The 19,249-nt window shown below is 41.9% G+C and carries 7 protein-coding genes; 2 read left to right on the top strand and 5 right to left on the bottom strand.

Going from position 1 to position 19,249, the window contains the following annotated elements; all coding sequences use genetic code 11:
• Window positions 1–142: 142 nt before the first annotated feature.
• A complete protein-coding gene (locus IPP86_10300) occupies window positions 143–2,329 on the top strand; it encodes a hypothetical protein (GenBank protein ID MBL0138905.1) in 2,187 nt (728 codons plus the stop codon).
• 118 nt (window positions 2,330–2,447) lie between these two features.
• On the opposite strand, the gene IPP86_10295 is transcribed toward IPP86_10300, so the two are convergent.
• From IPP86_10295 to IPP86_10285, 3 genes are all read right to left on the bottom strand, one after another.
• Window positions 2,448–2,603 carry a hypothetical protein gene (locus IPP86_10295; protein ID MBL0138904.1) on the bottom strand — a complete coding sequence of 52 codons (156 nt, stop codon included), beginning with the start codon at window positions 2,601–2,603 and terminating at the stop codon, window positions 2,448–2,450.
• A gap of 311 nt (window positions 2,604–2,914) precedes the next feature.
• A complete protein-coding gene (locus tag IPP86_10290) occupies window positions 2,915–3,772 on the bottom strand; it encodes a hypothetical protein (GenBank protein ID MBL0138903.1) in 858 nt (285 codons plus the stop codon).
• Between the two features lie 257 nt (window positions 3,773–4,029).
• Window positions 4,030–5,964, bottom strand: coding sequence for a hypothetical protein (locus tag IPP86_10285; protein MBL0138902.1), 1,935 nt, complete (start codon window positions 5,962–5,964; stop codon window positions 4,030–4,032).
• A gap of 186 nt (window positions 5,965–6,150) precedes the next feature.
• Between IPP86_10285 and IPP86_10280 the strand changes: the two genes are divergently transcribed.
• The gene (locus tag IPP86_10280) at window positions 6,151–6,636 is read left to right on the top strand and encodes a hypothetical protein (GenBank protein ID MBL0138901.1); all 486 of its coding nucleotides are present in this window, start codon (window positions 6,151–6,153) and stop codon (window positions 6,634–6,636) included.
• On the opposite strand, the gene IPP86_10275 is transcribed toward IPP86_10280, so the two are convergent.
• Together IPP86_10275 and IPP86_10270 are read right to left on the bottom strand one after the other, a co-directional pair.
• Window positions 6,633–7,565 carry a hypothetical protein gene (locus tag IPP86_10275; GenBank protein ID MBL0138900.1) on the bottom strand — a complete coding sequence of 311 codons (933 nt, stop codon included), beginning with the start codon at window positions 7,563–7,565 and terminating at the stop codon, window positions 6,633–6,635. The genes IPP86_10280 and IPP86_10275 overlap by 4 nt on opposite strands.
• 264 nt (window positions 7,566–7,829) lie before the next feature.
• Window positions 7,830–19,202: a PKD domain-containing protein gene (locus tag IPP86_10270; GenBank protein MBL0138899.1), complete on the bottom strand. Its 11,373-nt coding sequence runs from the start codon at window positions 19,200–19,202 to the stop codon at window positions 7,830–7,832.
• Between the last annotated feature and the right edge of the window lie 47 nt (window positions 19,203–19,249).

The following is a 19,249-nucleotide window of genomic DNA, read 5'->3' as shown; positions in this document are numbered from 1 at the left end:
CTAAACGGGTCAAAGGAAAATTTACTAAAATATTGACCGGATAGACAACATTAAATCTAATATCAATTGACAACCAATCACTCAACCTTAGAACTCAAATTTACTTTTTGTATGTTTACTCTATATTCTAAAAATTTATATCATGTATAAACATTCTACTTACCTCTTTTTACTTTTCAGTTTGATATTTCAAAATGTACTTCTTGATGTTTGTGCTCAAAGCAACCCTCAGGCATTGGCGCCCGGAATAGGGATAACCAGAATTCTGACAATACGGGATGGCGCAATTCGTGTCTCCTATAATCCGGTTGATGGACAGCTTTACTATACGGATACACAGGGGAATATTTATGTCGTTATCCGACCTTCATCAGGACCTGCATACGATTCACTCGTATATACTACTGCTGATCATGGAGTGGAATACATTCAGGGAATGGATATTCATGACAGCATAATGTATGTCAGTGGAAACAATGGTTCTTCCACTCCACTCACTATCGGAATCATTGCGCGTGGAGTATTGGAGCCAAATGGTACACGCACCTGGTCCACACTCATGGAAACCGACCCATACAAGACTGCAGATTATTTTGATCATTTATACAGTGGAATGACAGTGGATCCAAGTGGTGACAGTCTTGTAATTTGCTCTGGAGCGCGTGGAGACCACGGTGAAATTCAGACACGTTATGGAATCTACCCGGGAGTTCGTAATGAACCACTCACTGCAAGAGTTTTCAAACTTCCCACTCATGATGCGAACACCATCATTCTTCAAAATGACAGCGCATGGCTGGAGAATAGCGGTTATGTTTACGCAAATGGTATTCGTAACACCTTTGATATGGCATTTGATCATGATGGTAATTTATTTGGTGTAGAAAATTCCGGTGATCGTGATCACAATGAAGAAATGAACTGGTTGAGAAGAAATCATCACTATGGATTTCCATGGAGAATGGGAGATACACGTAATCCACAGCAGGATGCATCTTTTGATCCTGCCACAGATCCGCTGATCCCACATTTTAGTCGTTCCTGGAGAAATGGATTCTGGAACAATGATCCTGACTTCCCGCAATTAGATCCATTAACAGTTCCGGACGAACCTATCCAGAATTTTGGTCCTGATTGTGATAAATTCCGCGATACTATCAATGGAAATGTATTGGATGCAAGTGATCTTGGAATATCCATGGGAACATTCACCGCGCACCGTTCGCCATTGGGATTAGTATTTGACAAATCTTTCATCCTCCATCCTGATTACAGCATGGACGGTTTTATGCTCAGCTGGACTGAAGGTCTTGATTCCTGCGGATGTACAACTGTTCCTGACACTTCCATAGGACCTTTTGTGGATCCATCACAGGATCTTGTTCATCTGGATCTTTCTTTCAATTCTTCATTACAAAATTATACATTGAATGCCACACGGATTGTTTCTGATTTTGCGCATCCCGTGGACGACGACATTCACATGAATAGTATTTATGTATTGGAAAATGGATATGGCGGCACCTCAGGATTGTATGAAATTACTTTGCCTTTCCCTCCCGACTGTTTGCCTAACGCGGATATTTTTGTACAGGATTTATGTACTCCTTCTGTCAATTCAATTTCGATCGACACTTTCGGTATAATACCAAACCACATTTTTATCCATACACAGGCTGGAGCTAATATTATTGACACTGTCTTTTCCTCAGGTCTCATCGTTGTTCAAAATTTGCAACCCGATAATTATATGATCAGCTTTGAGGATGCTTTTAATTGTACGGATACACTTTACTTTACAATTTCGGATTCAGTACACTTCACTACTATCAATACATACCCAACAAGTTGTATAGGCTGCCTTGATGGAGCAACTTCCTTTACTGCTGAAGGAGGTGTTACTCCTTATCAGTATACCTTGTATCCACCAGTCATCAGTACAGGTACAGACACTATCGGAGGATTGCCCGCAGGCCAGTATCAACTATGTGTCACAGATGCCAATGGATGTACATCCTGTGATTCGTTGATTATTAATGAGGATCCGAGTGTTGTTACATTCAATACAAATGTCACTGAAATTATTCTAAGCCCAAGTCCGGCACGAGATGAAATTTCAATCAGTTGGAATTCATTTTCAAAAAATGATACTCGTTTGAGGGTGATGAATAGTCATGGAAAAGTAGCCATTGAAAAAAACATATTGGCCGGAACTATAAAAGGAGAAAATGTACGGGTTGCAATTCAGGATCTGACAGCCGGTGTTTATACTTTAGAATTGTTACAAAATGAAATTAAGTCAAGTAAGAAATTTGTGGTGGTGAGATAAAAATATAGTGTAAGAGTAAGAGTAAGTGTAGGTTTAAAGTTTTAAGAAAATAAAAGCGCGACTCTCGGTGAGAGCCGCGCTTTTCATTCAGGAATTTTACAAGTTAAGAATTTAAAATTTAATCAGGCCTGAATAAAACTTTTACAAGTCCGGCTTCAACATATGTGCCGATATTGTCAGTAAAGTAATAGCGGGCACCAACAGTGGTTTCAAATCCGAGTGGAATTGGATTGAAAATACTGAGATCATATGTTCCATTAGGCAGTACTTTCATATTTCCAAGAACCGGAATGGAAGCCAACACCAAATCCCCAGAATGGATTATAATAAATCCTTGATCAAAGAATTAGCAAAAACAATCACTAATCATAGCTATTAGATACCATCATTACTTAGCTAAAAAATCCAAAACAAATCACACCTGAAAAAAAAGAAAAATTTATACACTTACACTTCAATTTGCGAAGCGGCATAACCAATTCTAATGCAAGTTATTCATCCATTATTTTCAGAAACCTGCATAAGATTTGTATACAATCATCCACTTTCATGCACATTCCTTCTAACAATTTTTCTAAATTCAAGTTAAAATAGAACACCAATTGTTAATCCCGTAGTCAAAACTAATGGGAAGTTTTTTCCTAGCAAGACGTGACTATATTCATAGGAACTTGAATTCCCGGTATAGTCATAAGGTGAATTTGTTTTTTTGTTTGCCAAACGTATTCCATAACCAAAACCAAAATAATAATCAAGAGTAATAAAATTGCCAAGTATATGTTGTTTCCCAAAAACAATATCCGCCGCTAAATTTGTATAGCTCACTCTGACTATTTTTTTTGTCACAGGATAAGTATAGGGATATGAATAATTATAATCCTCAAAATCGTAAGAATACATATTGAAAATTATTTCAGGTTTAATATAAGCACCATTTAATTGATGCACATGCTTAACACCTCGTTGAGTGTATGATGGCCTATTCAGAAACTTAACACCAGCTTTTACAAAAAAACCAGAAGTTTTCTTGGTATTTTGATTGACCCCGGGCCCAATCACAGCTGCTTTGAATTCAAGGTTCGTACCAACTTTTAGCATCGTTTCATAGCCAAATGCAATGTCATTAGTGAGAGGAGAAAAAAATTCAAACTTAATTGACCTTGACTTATTTCTCAAAGTAACATCAATATTTACATCATAGGGATCAGGCGTGATCCGCATCTTTGTTCCATTCTCAAAATTTATTTCATAAACATCATATTTTGAAATTACCACTATGGGACCGTCAAGGTTATTATAATTTCGATACTTGATTTCATCAAGACCAATTTCCAGAACCTTGGCTTTTATTGTATCAGTTTTGGTGCGGATAATATCCTGTGAATTCGCGGATATTGAAAATAACAATGAAAAAATTAAAAGGAAAAATATTCTGCTTTTCATGATAAATCGCTGTTTAAAAATCAAGATTAGTATCGCTTCCTACGCGCCTCAAACTTTCATAGATTAAAATTAATGAAATAATATTCAATAACAATATTTTAATAAAGAATTACAATCCGCTTACAAAAGAGAATCCGGTCGGAGCCAATCTAAATAACAATAAAAAGGCCCAAATTCATATAAATTACAAGCTCAAGTTCAAATACCGATAAAAATTCAAAATTAAACTAAACTGTTGCATTCAACTACTCTCTTTCTTAGTAATCCCCTCCAACAATCCTCTCCCTCGTATCAGAAGACAAATCAAAAGCAGGTAATCGTACCGGAGCATTTGTACAACCGCTGGTATCTGAGAGTGTCGAAAGAAAAAGAATCAATTTTCTCTTTTCATCCTGATTTAAATTCAACCTATCATGTGCCAGGGATTGGTTTTTAATTTCTAATCCCAATCCCTTCCCTCCTCCTTTTTCATAAAACTCAATAACTTGTTCCAGTGAAGTGTACACTCCATTGTGCATATAAGGGCCGGTGAATTCAATGTTTCGAAGTGTTGGAGTTTTAAATGCTGCATGATACTCCTGCATTGGAATAACTTTTTCCCTTCCGGGATCAGTATCCAATTTTGGATGAACAGTATCCGGCGATGCAGGCACACCAAGAACTTCCATTTCAGATTCTGAATAATATGGAGGCGCGGTTCCATTGAACAAAGGAAGGAAATGACAGGTACCACATTTCCCTTTTCCCATAAATATATTAAACCCTTCCTTTTCATTCGCCTCCAGTATATTTTCATCTCCGCGAATTGCTTTATCGAAACGCGAATTCAATGAAAATAAGGTTTGCTCATAAGCTGCAATAGCTTTCAAAATACTTCGATTGCTGATTAATGTATCCTCAGTTCCGGTAAAAGATGCTTTGAATAATCGAATGTATTCAGAGGACTTTCTGATTTTGTCAGGCACCACAGAAAAATCAACCTGCATCTCATCCGGGTTATTCAATACTTCACTGGCCTGATTTTCGAAAGTAAAGGCGCGTCCATCGTGAAATAATTTTCTTTGAAAGACAGCATTCACTATTGTCGGTGCATTCCTGAGAAATTGCTGACCGTGCTGAGCTCCCATGCTTTTTTGCAAACCATCCGTAAATGCTTTTCGCGGATCGTGACAGGATGCGCAACTTCGCTGATCTTTTTGGGAGAGCGCGGGATCAAAGAATAACAATCTTCCCAACTGAGCACTCAAGGTGCCTGTCCTTGCTTCAGCCCCTGATAAAAAACCGGAAACATTAAACGCGCCGGGATCAAAAACTGATCGGGTGATAAAATTTACCGGTCCGGATGAAAAATTATAATCCGGACACCGAAGAAAAAAGAATCTCGATAAAGATTCACTCAACGGAATGTAGAATTTAGAATAGAGTTGAAAATAATCGGGATGATTCACATGATCCTGCTCGCTTAAAAAATCAGCACAGGACAAACTTGCAGCCTTTAGAGATTCACAAGCGTTCCTGTCTGTTTCATTTAGTTCAGGGTAACAGCTACTAAAAAACTCAGGTAAATTGTGATAGTATGAAACGCCCTCTTTAAAAGCAACGTGTGTATAGGGAGACTCCATGTTGGTGACGGTCAGTAGAAAATAACGAAGCATTTCGAGTTCGAGAGCATGGAATATATCCTGCTCACGGAGCAGCGTATCTTTTACAGAACTTTTATACGCTTCAAGATTGGTTCTACAAAGTGCTAATTCCGAAATGACTTCCGTTTGGTTATAATTTCCTGAACCCTGAAATAGTTTTTCCTCAATCAATTGTAAACCATGCGGCGGAAGAAAGGCCGCAACTTCATCTTCTTCTTCAGGCAAAGCAACCGGAGGACCATTCAAGAGTTGAGCCAGTTCCGGTCTGTAAAAACTTACAAAGGGAGAAATAGCACGATAGTAAATTCTGCATGTATGCCATGCATTCCGAAATTCAGATGAACCGGAGAGCATTTTCTGCCTGACCATTGATTCGAGTAGAGAAAGTGAATGTTTGAGACTATCAACACTATTCATCAATTGAATTCTGCAATTCTCCTGATCAAAAACTCCCTGCTCTGAATTTTTGACATCTTTCCCTGCCATTAAAAAGACAAAGAGAAGTGGAAAAATTACCCGAATAGAATTTCGTATATAAATAGATTTCACCGCTTGATTTTTCGTAGCTGAAGATACAATTTATCTTTTTTAGACCTGATTTTTCTTCTGAAATACTTAGAATAGTACTTTCAATTGTTGCTGTCTTAAAACAGATCGCAAGTTGAAACTTTGCAGAAACAGAAAAGTATGCTCTATATTTGTAATGTGAATCTCACTAATTAAAATATCCTGTTTATGTCTGAAAATCTGAAACGAATGATCGCACTCGCGGATAGTTTTTTCGATGTAAGACATGACCCGGAACAATTGCAGGTGGATCAGAATGTGCTTGAAAAACTGAACACCATTGATCCCAATACTCTTTCCGAGGAAATTGATGGGGACGGTCCTGTTGTCTGGATTTTGCTAATACCGACAACCAGTGATGTCATGCACCGTTTTCTGAAAAATGAAATTACGGAAAATCAACTTTTCGAAGAAACTGAGCCTGGTCAGAACTACGAGGCACTTTATCTCTGTTCTGCACTTGTTCTTGAAGAATTCAGACACAAAGGGCTGGCAAGGAATCTCAGTTTACATGCAATCAATGCCATCCGGAAAAAATATCCAATACGCTATTTATACGTTTGGGCATTTAGTGAGGAAGGTAAGCAGCTTTCGATACGCTTGTCAGGTGAAACCGGTCTCCCGCTACTTAGTCGGGAAGATTCCCTTGATTAGGGTTTAAATATTTTTACCGTGTAGGAATAAGATGCGGCGGCCGCTGAGCCAATACCGGCAACTGTCACTGTATATGATTGATCACTCGTTGAGGATAAATTAATCCCGGTTGGTTCCCAAACAATCGTATTGTCTCCATATCCATTCGCTGTACTTGAAACAACGTTAAGCGGAACAGTAGTACTTCCCGATCCGGTCATCGTCACTGTCGCTGCAGAAAAATCTGCACCCGGAATACTGAATGACCAGCGGCCAAATACCAATGTTTGCGGAACATACCCTTTTGGAGGATAGGCTATAAAATCAGGAACAATTGTATTTGTATCGTTTGCAAAAACATACAGAGCCATAGCACCTTCAGTCGATCCATAACTGAACTTTTGCTTACGTGAATGCAGAATCCAGCGGCGGTGTCCAACAGGTTCATTACCCGAACCAAAATCATTCATGAATGCTGTAATCGCGGAGGAAGAATGACTTCCTAAAGCAAGATTACTTGCTCCCGCTCCGTTGGCTGCAGTTGCCGTCCAGCACAACCATGTATTCGGTGGATTATGATTCAGGGAATGATTGGCATCCATGATCAATGCGGTTTCTTGTTGCTGAGGAAATAATGTTGAATCCAAAGTACAGTGATCATTCAAACCAACCATTCTGCGGAAATAATTGATCCTCTTAATCACGGCAGCGTGAGTGGCCTGAGCCACAGTGCCGGCATTACAAGTAGCAGTACTACCTGTCCAACCGGCAGAGCTGACTGCACTGCCGAGATAATTGTTGGTATAGTCTGCCAGTGCCGCGTCTCTTTCAGGGTTAGAACTTGGAGTTCCTCCACTTGAGGGTTCCGTATTATCGTCTTTGCTACAGGAGAAAATGGAAACCATGGTAATTCCTGAGAGGAGCAGGAGAGCAAGAAGTCTGTTTTTCATGAGTGGACCGGAGATATTTAATTATCGAAATATAGAAAGTCAATTTGCGCCAATTCAGTTGGGGGGAATTAAATAATTAACAGTGAAAGATGATAAACATAGATTCGCTGCTTCAGGAGAATACTGACATTTCTGCCTTTCCTGATACAGAAAACAATAAAGAAGCCTGCCAATGTTACACTGGCAGGCTTTGAATTAACAATCGGGGTTGGGGTAATTGTTAAATTTCTAAAACATTCATTGCTCGAAAGTCTTCATTCAAAATTACGGTCTGAGACTGATGAGGAATAACTGTGCATTATTTTCAATCAAACTATAATCGGCAGATTCGACCATGATGTCACCGGTAATATCGTTGACAACATATCCGTACACGAATTGCTGACTTGTGCTTTCAACAAGACTAAAATCAGTCAATCCGATTACACCATCCTGATCAACATCACCACTCCATACCGCGAACAAACCGTTGCCAAGATCCCGGAGATTATCTCCGAAGGCTCTGGTTGCAGCATCCGTAAAGTCATAGTATACAGGATCAGTCATGGACACCGGCACCGAACTCCATGTTTCCAAAGAGCTCCGATGATTGAGTTTGAGATAATAACTGTGACCATCAAGTGTGGTGTCTTCAAATATTACAGTCATACTTCCATCTGTTTGAACGATACCGAATGAGGAGTCAACAGAAGAAAGAGTTAACGGATCTACAAGTGTAACACGAACAGTATCCACATCCGAAGGATTCGCGGAAACACCGGCAAGGTGCAAACAACCTCCTACACCGAGGTTATCCATAGGAGTAGTTGAACCTGTGTTTTGATAAAATCCATCGAGAAGTACATGCACATCAATCCATTTACCACATCTGCGTGAAGGAACCACTACTGAGGAAGTGGTAACACAACCGTTTGCATCCATTACAGTTAATGTATAGACACCCGGAGCCAAACCGCTGATTGCAGGAGTTGTTCCTCCATTACTCCAGCTATAGGAATATGGCGGTGTTCCTCCCGAAACGAATGCATGCGCGGATCCATTGTTAATTCCGATACACGCGCCAATTACATTAAAGTTCAGCGAGAAGTTAAGTACCGGAGGCAAATAGAATTGACAACAGATGACATCGCCACACGAATTCGTTACGCACAGATTATAGAAACCTGGCTGCGCATTGAAGCAAGCTGAGCCGTTATCCTGCCATGGCAACGAAGGTGACCATGAATAAGAATATGGAGGACAACGGAAGCATTCAACAGAAGCGCAAATGGTACCAAAACCTGTGGCACAATTCACAGGACTGATAGACGCGAGCACCTGTGGTACTCTGAATCCGAAGTGTGTTTGAGACCCGTCACAGCCCACAATTGTAAATGTGAGTGAATCGCATGGATGCACACTTTCTCTGAACAATTCAGTGCTGTTGTTTTCCCAATGATAGGTGTACTGACCACAACCTGTTTGTGAAATGACAGCGGTAACCATACTTCCGCAATTGTTGAAGTTAAAGCTCACATTTGGCGGTGTGAATGACATATCCACAAGAGTATGACAGCAGGTAAATTGTTCGCCTGCACCGTTGGTAATTGTCACACAATAATTACCGGCTGGAAGTCCGGACACACATTGAGTTGTGGCGCCATTACTCCATAAGTAAGAATAAGGAGGCTGACCAAAACAACCGGTGACACACATACTTCCTGTAGGGGAACAACATCCCGGATTCACAACATCAGTGAAATTGATTTGCGGTGCTGAAAGCAATTTTGTAATCGAACAACCACGACTATCCGTGATCGTCACGCTCATTCCTACACAGCGTTCAGTAACATGGATACATTGTGTTGTCACTCCTCCACCCCAATCATATGAATAAGGAGGGCATCCACCTTCTACCTGAACACAGATTGAATCACCACACATTCCATACTGAACGAAAGCAGTGAGCGGTCCGGAAGCCAATGGAACGGTTACATTTTGCTGGGCAAAATTTCCACATGCATCCTGAACATAGATAATATAATTTCCAGCTCTCAGATTACAAAGTATGGACGGATTCGGGCTCTGTGGTACGCTGTATGACAACAACGGATTACATGGATCAAAGTAACTGTAGCTGTATTGCAAACAACAACCTGTTGCGGTAATGTGAATACATCCATCGTTATGACAATTATCCGGATCAACACTTATCACAGTGATTGTCGGTGCCGGTGGCGGAGGCACATTATTACATCCGCAACTGATCGGATCACATCCACAACTGATGACGTTAATTGTTTTGCTGATGGAAGCACTGCAACCATTAGCATCCGTATAGTAGTAAGTAATGGTGAATGTACCCAATCCCGGAGGTGTAAATGTATTGCCTGTCACTCCCGGCCCAACAAATATTCCGGAGCCGCCTGCTCCTGCAACCGGCACCCATGCATTGATGATGAAGACAAAAATATTTGCAGTGTCAAGCAAAACAGGACCAGCATTGGAGCATACATCCGGGAACACCATTGTCCATTGTAATATCGGCAATGGATTCACAAAGATGCAGACTGTATCTGTGTCGCAGCAGCAATTGTTTCCTCCGCAACAAATCAACACATAACAAGTAGTTTGCTGAGGAATAACGTCTACAATTTGTCCGATACCAACTTGTGTGAGTCCTTCAGGCCCCATTTGGTACCACGTCGCGGAAGAATCACAACCCTGTGTTTGTAAAATCGCCGGTTGACCCTGGCAGATGGTCTGATCAGGTCCGGCATTCGCGGGACAAGTATTAATACAACATGTGATCACATTGACATACTTAGTTATGGATGTACTGCATCCAAGACTATCAGTATATGTGAAGGTGATTGCATTCAATCCAAGCAAAGAAGGATGGAAATAATTTCCGACTACTCCTACTCCGTTGAATGAATATGATCCAGGAGCATTTGCAAGTGGTACCCAGGTATTATTTATGAAAACAGAAATAAATGAAGTATCGAGTAATACAGAATCACCGTTGAAACAAACCGGTGTGAAATTGAAATTCCATTGTATAACCGGTGGTGGATTTACAATTACACATACAGTATCCCAGTCTACACAACAACCCTGGTAACACACCAATACATAACATGTATTCTGCTGCGGGAAAACATCAACAATATTTCCTGTTCCGACTTGCACCAGAGTATCTTCTATCATCTGATACCATTTCGACGAATCGCAACCACTTGTATAGAGTGTGAAAGGTTGTCCGAGACAAACCACATGATCCTGTCCTGCATCGGCATTGCATGTATCCTGACAACAACTGATTACACCAATATATTTGGTGATGGATGCACTGCAACCAAGACTATCAGTATATGTTATGGTGATTGCATTCGGACCAAGAATATTCGGATAGAAATAATTACCAATGACCTGAACACCGGAGAAAGTCCACGTTCCCGGAGCATTGGCGAGCGGTATCCAGTTATTGTTTATGTAAACTGAAATATTCGCTGTATCGAGATAAATAGAATCTGAACCAATGCAGACTGGAGTATGGCTCCAGTTCCACTGAATTACAGGAGGAGGATTCACAATTACACACACGGTATCAGTATCCACACAACAACCCTGATAGCAAACGAGGACGTAGCAAGAATTCTGTTGCGGGAACACATCAACGATATTTCCCGTTCCTACCTGCACTAATGTGTCTTGCAGTATTTGATACCATTTCGATGAATCGCATCCGTTTGTATACAGAGTAAATGGTTCACCGAGACATACTATATGATCTGGACCTGCATTGGCCTGACATGTATCCGGGCAGCAATAGATAACTCCAATATACTGTGTAACAGAAGCACTGCAACCCAAAGTGTCAGTATAAGTAATTGTAACTGCATTCGGGCCGATTATATTCGGATGAAAATAATTTCCGATCACCTGTACTCCGGAGAAACTCCATGTTCCCGGGGCATTGGCCAATGGTATCCAGTTATTATTAATGTATACAGAAATATTCGTTGTATCCAGATAAATGGAATCCGAACCCTGGCAGACAGGAGTATAGTTCCAGTTCCATTGAATAACTGGTGGTGGATTTACCATAACACATACTGTATCCCAATCCACACAGCAGCCCTGGTAACAAACAAGAAGGTAACATGTATTTTGTTGTGGGAATATATCTACAATGTTACCTGTACCTACCTGAATCAATGAATCATTGGTTATCTGATACCACTTAGATGAATCGCATCCGCTCGTATACAAAGTAAACGGCTGGCCCAGACAAACTACATGATCAGGTCCCGCATCGGCATTACATGTATCCTGACAACAACTTATTACACCGATATATTTAGTGATTGATGCGCTACAGCCAAGACTATCGGTATAGGTAATTGTGATCGCATTCGGGCCCAGAATATTTGGATAGAAATAATTTCCGATTACCTGTACACCGGAGAATATCCAAGTTCCCGGCGCATTGTTTAACGGCACCCAGTTATTATTAATGTAAACGGAAATATTTGCAGTATCCAGATAAATAGAATCCGATCCCTGACAAACAGGAGTGTAACTCCAGTTCCACTGAATAACCGGAGGCGGGCTTACAATTACACAAACAGTATCTGAATCCACACAGCAACCCTGATAGCATACCAGCATGTAGCATGCATCCTGTTGCGGGAAGATGTCAACAATGTTTCCCGTTCCAACCTGAATCACCGTATCACCGGAAAGCTGATACCACTTGGATGAATCGCATCCACTCGTATTCAAAGTAAACGGTTGACCAAGACAAACAACATGGTCAGGACCTGCATCCGCCTGGCAAGTATCCGGACAACAATAGATGACACCTATATATTTTGTGATGGATGCACTACAACCCAAACTATCAGTATAAGTAATTGTGATTGCATTCGGTCCAAGAATATTTGGATAGAAGTAATTTCCAATCACCTGTACGCCGGAGAAGATCCATGTACCGGGAGCATTGTTTAATGGAACCCAGTTATTATTAATATACACAGAGACATTTGCCGTATCCAGATAAATAGAGTCTGATCCCTGGCAAACAGGATTATAACTAAAGTTCCACTGAATCACAGGTGGCGGACTTACAATTACACAAACAGTATCTGAATCCACACAACAACCCTGATAGCACACCAACATATAGCATGCATCCTGTTGAGGGAAGATATCGACAATGTTACCCGTTCCAACCTGAATCAGCGTATCACCTGAAAGCTGATACCACTTGGATGAATCGCATCCGCTCGTATTCAAAGTAAATGGCTGGCCGAGACAAACGACATGATCGGGACCGGCATCGGCCTGACAAGTATCCGGACAGCAATAAATGACATTGAAATATTTGGTCAGTGACGCGCTGCATCCTGCACTGTCGGTGTAGGTTAATGTAACTCCATTCGGACCTAAAAGATTTGGATAAAAATAATTTCCGATCACACCTACACCCGACCAGGTCCAGGTTCCACCCGCATTGGCAAGAGGAGTCCAGACATTGTATACATAGACACTCACATTTGCTGTATCGAGATATACAGAATCAGAACCCTGACACAATGGGCCGTAATTAAAATTCCATTGTATAATCGGGAGAGGCAATACATTCACACAAATAGTATCCGTATCACAGCAGCATGCCTGAATACCACAACATGTTACTACATAACATGTATTTTGAGTTGGAATAACATCAACGATAGGACCGTTGCCAACAGGAATCAAAGTATCACCTGAAATTTGTGACCACTGCGGAGTTCCTGTACATCCTGTAACATGAAGTGTAAGGACTGTACCTATACAAACAGATGTATCCGGTCCGGCATCTATATTCGGAACATTTGAATTAATACAAATATTATCCAGTGCGGAAACCTCATTCGTTGCGGCTGTATAATCAGCCGGGAATACAACTTCAGTAACATTTCCGAGGACCGTCAGCCAATCCGTCGGAAGAGTCGCCCCTACAGGAGTCCAGATACCAGCACCACTTACAGGAGGAGGATTACAATCGGTAATCGGAGCACAGATTGAATGCCAACCGTTACCCTGGTTGGCAACGACTGTTGAAGTAAACGTAAAGCCCAGAGTTCCATTCATGATGGTGAACGAAGGGTTGACATTCGCACCTGTTCCACCATCATTCATCAATCTGAAATCATAGCAGAAACTTCCGCAACACCATTTACCATCGTATAAATAACTGGCAAGTACTCTTGAACTTCCGGGCTGATCCTGAACAAATAAATAATAATCTGATGGACCGGCCTGTGAATTTACATTTGATGTAGACACAATTACATTCGGTGCATTTGGATGCGGGCCAAAATCATTGAGCATGTTATTATCAAAATGTTCACAGGTATCCAGACAAGCAAATGGATCCGGAGCCGGGCAACAATCTTTGAAATCAATTTTCAACGTATCTGTTGAATCCGCGCAACCAAATATATTCGTTGCAACCAGTTGGTAGGCCCCTCCGGGAGGAAGCACTGTGAGATTCTGATTCGTACTGTATGGAAGGAATACATTACCTACAAGAATATTCCAATTGTATGTATTTAATCCTGCAGGACCGGGAATGGTGACGGAATCACATTCATTGCAGAATTCATAGCAACCGGTTGGAGCACAACTAAGATCCGGTGTCGGATGAATGGTGAGGACATTCGAGTTCGCTTTACAACCGAAGTTATTGGTCACCACGACTGAATAATCACCCTGTAACACGGCATTTATGCTAAGTCCCATTTGACCGGTACTCCAATTGTAAACGTGCCCAGCTCCGGCAGGATTTGTCACAAAGAGATTGTACAATTGTCCTTCGCACAATACTCCTCCGGGATTAGACACTATGAATGGTGGAGCAGGACTTGGATTGACAATCACATTTACTGAACGTGTGATTGTACAACCATTCGGACTCGTAACAGTGACAACATAAACACCTGCATCCGAAAATTGCATATTTGTTTTCACCAAAGGATTCGTGTTTGTATTGGTAGCAGGTCCAACCCAGACATAGGAGGCCCCCGATATTTGAGTTGCTGTCAGGCTCAGTGTTTTTCCCTGGCAAATAACTGTATCCCCACTGATGGTTATTGCAGGAAGCGGATTAACAGTTATCGTAACAGGAGGTATTGCCGGATAGGCACAACCGTTAGGTGTTTGAGCGATCAGAGAGTACGTCCCACTCTGTGTCACCCACAAAATTGGAGCCGCATTGGTTGGCGGAGACAGAGGTGGTGTTGGAGATTTTGACCAGAGATAAGTTGCTGCAGGTGGAGAAAGTTGTAAATTAATTGAATCTCCCTCGCAGAAAGTCAATGGTCCAGAAGCAACAATCACTGCACTGGATGGAACCGGATCCACAGTAACACTGATTGTATCCGAAGCGGAACAACCATTGGCTGAAGTAAGAGTGACTTTGTAAGTAAATGTTCCGGGTGTGTTTGCGACAATTGTCAGATTTGGATTTGTACCCAGTACCGGACCAGTCGGATAAGGTGTCCATGCAACTGTAACACCTGCAGTATTTGTTTTCAAATCCAGGTTTTCTCCCTGACAATAACGCACCCTTCCGGTGATTGTAGGATTAGGAGTGCGACGAATGGTGAGTGGCCCAACTGTTACTCTGTATGGACAACCAAAGGAAGGATTGTTTCCGACAACAGAGTAGTAACCGTTTTGTTTAACATAGAAAGGATTGTCCGGTACAGGCTGTGTAAACACATTTGACCAAACGAAAGGACCAATTCCTGAAGCAGTCAGTTTTATTGAATCACAATAGGTCGTATCAATGGTAATAGTTCCTGTTCCTGCCGCATTGATCGTAATGTTGTTTGTTGTCACACTGGAACAACTGTACTGATCAGAAACCGTGAGCTTGTAAGTGAAAGTACCCGGGGAAGGATAAGTAAATTGTGGGTTTTGCAAATTGGATGTAGAGACTCCATTGTTGTAGAAATCCCAGTTCCATGCTGTTGGTGCAGTAAAAGATGCATCAGAAAAATTAACCGGAGTGCCGGCACAGAAAGGTGCCGGTGAAGGAGCATTCATCGCAGCGGTTACAGGAACCGGTACATTAATCGCTACCGTCAGAGTGCAAGTTGCCTGTGTTCCTCCCGGATCGGAGATAATTAATTTGATGTTGTGTGATCCCGCACTGAATAATTGATTTGTGGGAGAATGTACGGAACTGAATGGTGACAAATTTCCATCCAGATACCATTTCCATGAATAAGAAGTCGCGCTGTTCAAATACAAAGAAGTATTGTTGATGATCGTTTGCATTTGTCCCAAACCATTGCATTGGTAAGTAACATTAAAGGCCGCATCAAATGGAATGGTGATTGGATGAACCGCGCCAATGGCAGTGGTACAAGGTTGACCGAACGCATCCAAACCATAAGCAGTACCCATAATGGTTACATTGTAAATGCCAGGAGTCGGGAAAGTGTGAACTACAGGGTTAATCGCTCCTGCATTTCCGCCATCTCCAAAATCCCATCCGGTATGGTTACCGTTGTACAATTTGAAAAATGAATCTGTGAGACAAACAGGCGGAGTAGCAATGAAATCAAGACTATCATTCACTGGACAAACTCCCGGAATTGGTGCACATATTCCGCCAGCTACTAAAATTGATCCGGTATTTGTACAACCGAAAGAATTTGTAACAGTCACAGAGAATGAAGTAGGGCCTGTAAGGGTTTGTGTAATGGAAGCTGTTGTAGCGCTCGTGTTCCACAAATAAGTATATCCTCCCGTATTAATGGTATTGATATTCACAGTTGCAGGGAAAGTACAAACACCATTCGCTGTAACATTAACAAGTGGCAAAGGATTTACTGTATAGTTTACAGTCTTATTCGCTGTACAACCATTTGCATCAATGATAGATAATGAAGCGGAATAGTTTCCGGCAACTCCATACGTAACAACAGGTGCAGCAGGATTTGTAAGGTTTACATTTGAAGCTCCGGGGAAACTCCAGTTATAGGTTGTCCCACCACTTCCGGTAAATGTGAGTGGCGCACCAACACAAAGCGGTGAAGGTATCGCAATACCTGCAACAGGAAGTGCATTCACAACAACTGGGAAAGGTGTAACGGGTGCAGGCGGACAATTTGATTGAACTACCAGCGAAACGAGACCTGTCAGAGTAGGAGAATTCCATTTAACCACAATAGAAGATGTCCCCTGCCCTGTCTGAATTACGCCGGGAGGAGTTACACTCCATATATAATTTGCTCCGTTGAATACAGGCTGTGAGAATGTATAGGATACAGTACTTCCTGAACACACCGATGAAGGACCGGTGATTACAGGCGTCTGAGGAATATCGTCGACATGAATTTTTGTAAACGCGGTATCCGAACAGCCATTGACATTAGTAATGGTAAGGGATACATTGTAGTCACCGGCATTCAGATATGTATGCGTAGTTGACTGTGTGTTCGCGGTACCGGCATCACCAAAATTCCAGTTCCAGATCGGACCGGGACTTGAAGTTGAAAAACTGACAAGACTATTCTTACAAACAGTTGCAGGTGCGATGATGTTAGGCACAGGTGGCAATCCAAGAAGATTCACAGGAAACATCACTGAATCCGTATAACATCTGGAGATTTTTAATTTGACAAAAATCGGAGTATTGGAGGCATCAATCCAGTTGATGACAATCTGATTTGTTCCGTTCGCGCTAACGATATTACCTGCTGTTGCAGGACTCACAGACCAGGTATAGGTTCCATTGTTTATCAGCGAAGGTGGTATCGAATAAGTGATGGTACTCTTTACACATGCGATAGAAGCACTCGGTGTTATTACAGGCAAACTAAAATTTGGCCAGGTATACACAGAGAATACCGGAGAAGGCGGACTGGTACAACCGGGTGGATTGTTGAGTGTCTGTGAAACAGAAACGGTTCCTCCACCCAAATTCCATTGGATCATTACACTATTTCCATTACTGGGTCCAATGATTGTTCCGTTTGTAACTGTCCAGTTATAACTCACACCGCCCATATTCGGAACAGTGTTATACAAGAAGGGAATTCCCGCGCAAACAGTATCCGGGCCTGTGATTGTATCGGGTGCAATCATGTTCACAACATTCACAGGAAGAAAAGCTGAATCGTTACAGAATACGCCTGCAGGCGCATACGCAGTAACATAGTAAGCGCCAGGACCAGCGTTCCATGTATAGGCATTAAATGCTGCTGTAGAACCGAATGTCAGTGTGGTTGGTACGGGTGTCTGTACTTTCCAGGATGTTCCCGTAACAACAGTGTTGTTGGTAAGATTCATTCCATTGAAGGGACCATTGGTTGTATTTGGACAAACAGTTGTTGGTCCGGAAATTCCAAAGATCGGCTTCACAGTAATATTGATTGTCGCTGTTCCTCCGCATCCCGGATCATGACTACAGTTACCAGGAAGATTACATCCGGAACCAGTGAGCACATTTTGGTAATTCAAGGTGAGGGTAACATTGCCAAAAAATCCGGGTGTCCATTGAATGGTAACACAACACGTTCCTTGTCCACTGATAGTTCCCGCGTTCGCCGGCATCAATTCCCAATTGTGAAGATTACCGGGAATACATTCAACACAATAAGTAGAAGTTGAACCGGAACAAACAATAGTATCACCTGCAATGGGTAATGTTGCAGGGACAATATTGACTGTTTTAATTGTTGGATTCGGACAATTTAATGGTGGAGCACATCCTGCAACACTTAGGGTTATTGTTCCGGATGGTCCGGGTCCCCATACAATGGTGCATGAGTCAGAGGTGGGTGGAGGTGGTGTCAGAAAAGTTCCACCGGTAACTCCCCAGGTATAATTCGAACAAACAGCACTGGTGTGATAGGTTACAGTATCACCGGGACAGACAACAGAAATACAGAAAATATCAGGACCGGAAGCAGAATCTACAACAACCATGAATGCAGTATCATGAGGCGTACCACAATCATCGTAAACAGTAAGTGTATCGTAGTATGTCCCCGGAGGATAGTGCCATGCCGGTTCTGTATGTGTCGCATTACTTGAGTAATAACCATTTCCAAAATTCCACAACAGACCGTTTATACCGGTGGAGTTGTCATTAAAGGTGATGGACTGTCCATTACAAATATTGATGACCCCGCCTACAATTGGCGGAGAAGTGTTGAAACTGATTGTGTATGAAGAAGGAGGATTCCTTGTAACGTTAGATGTACAAGAATCCAGTATTCCGGGAGGAGCCCAAACATACCATGTCACTACCGTAGTACCTACAGGAAAAACCAAGGGAGCATTGTTCCAGATAGAATCATACTGACAATCGGTTCCGGCACCTCCTGTTCCACCGTTGGGACCACCGGGGAAAGTATACGTAGGTGGAGTTAACTGCACCATAGAATCCGGAATATTGAAACAAATAGATGTGTCGCGACAATGAAGCACACAGCGAATCGTTTGAGCGTGCGCTTCCCCGGTTACCAGGGAGAGCGAGCCATCCAAAACAAGGAAGAACACCAAGAGTCGGATCCAGGCAAAAAGCTGAAAGCTCTGGAATGACCCGTTGAAGAATCTGATGACCGCGAAGCGAAGTAGTTTGTGTTTCATGTTCGTTTGTGTTTCATTTAGGCAAATAGGAGAATCTGGAGCAAAAT

The organism is Bacteroidota bacterium (assembly GCA_016720935.1).
Classification (GTDB): Bacteria; Bacteroidota; Bacteroidia; order AKYH767-A; family 2013-40CM-41-45; genus JADKJP01.
This window is presented reverse-complemented; position numbering and strand designations above follow the sequence as displayed.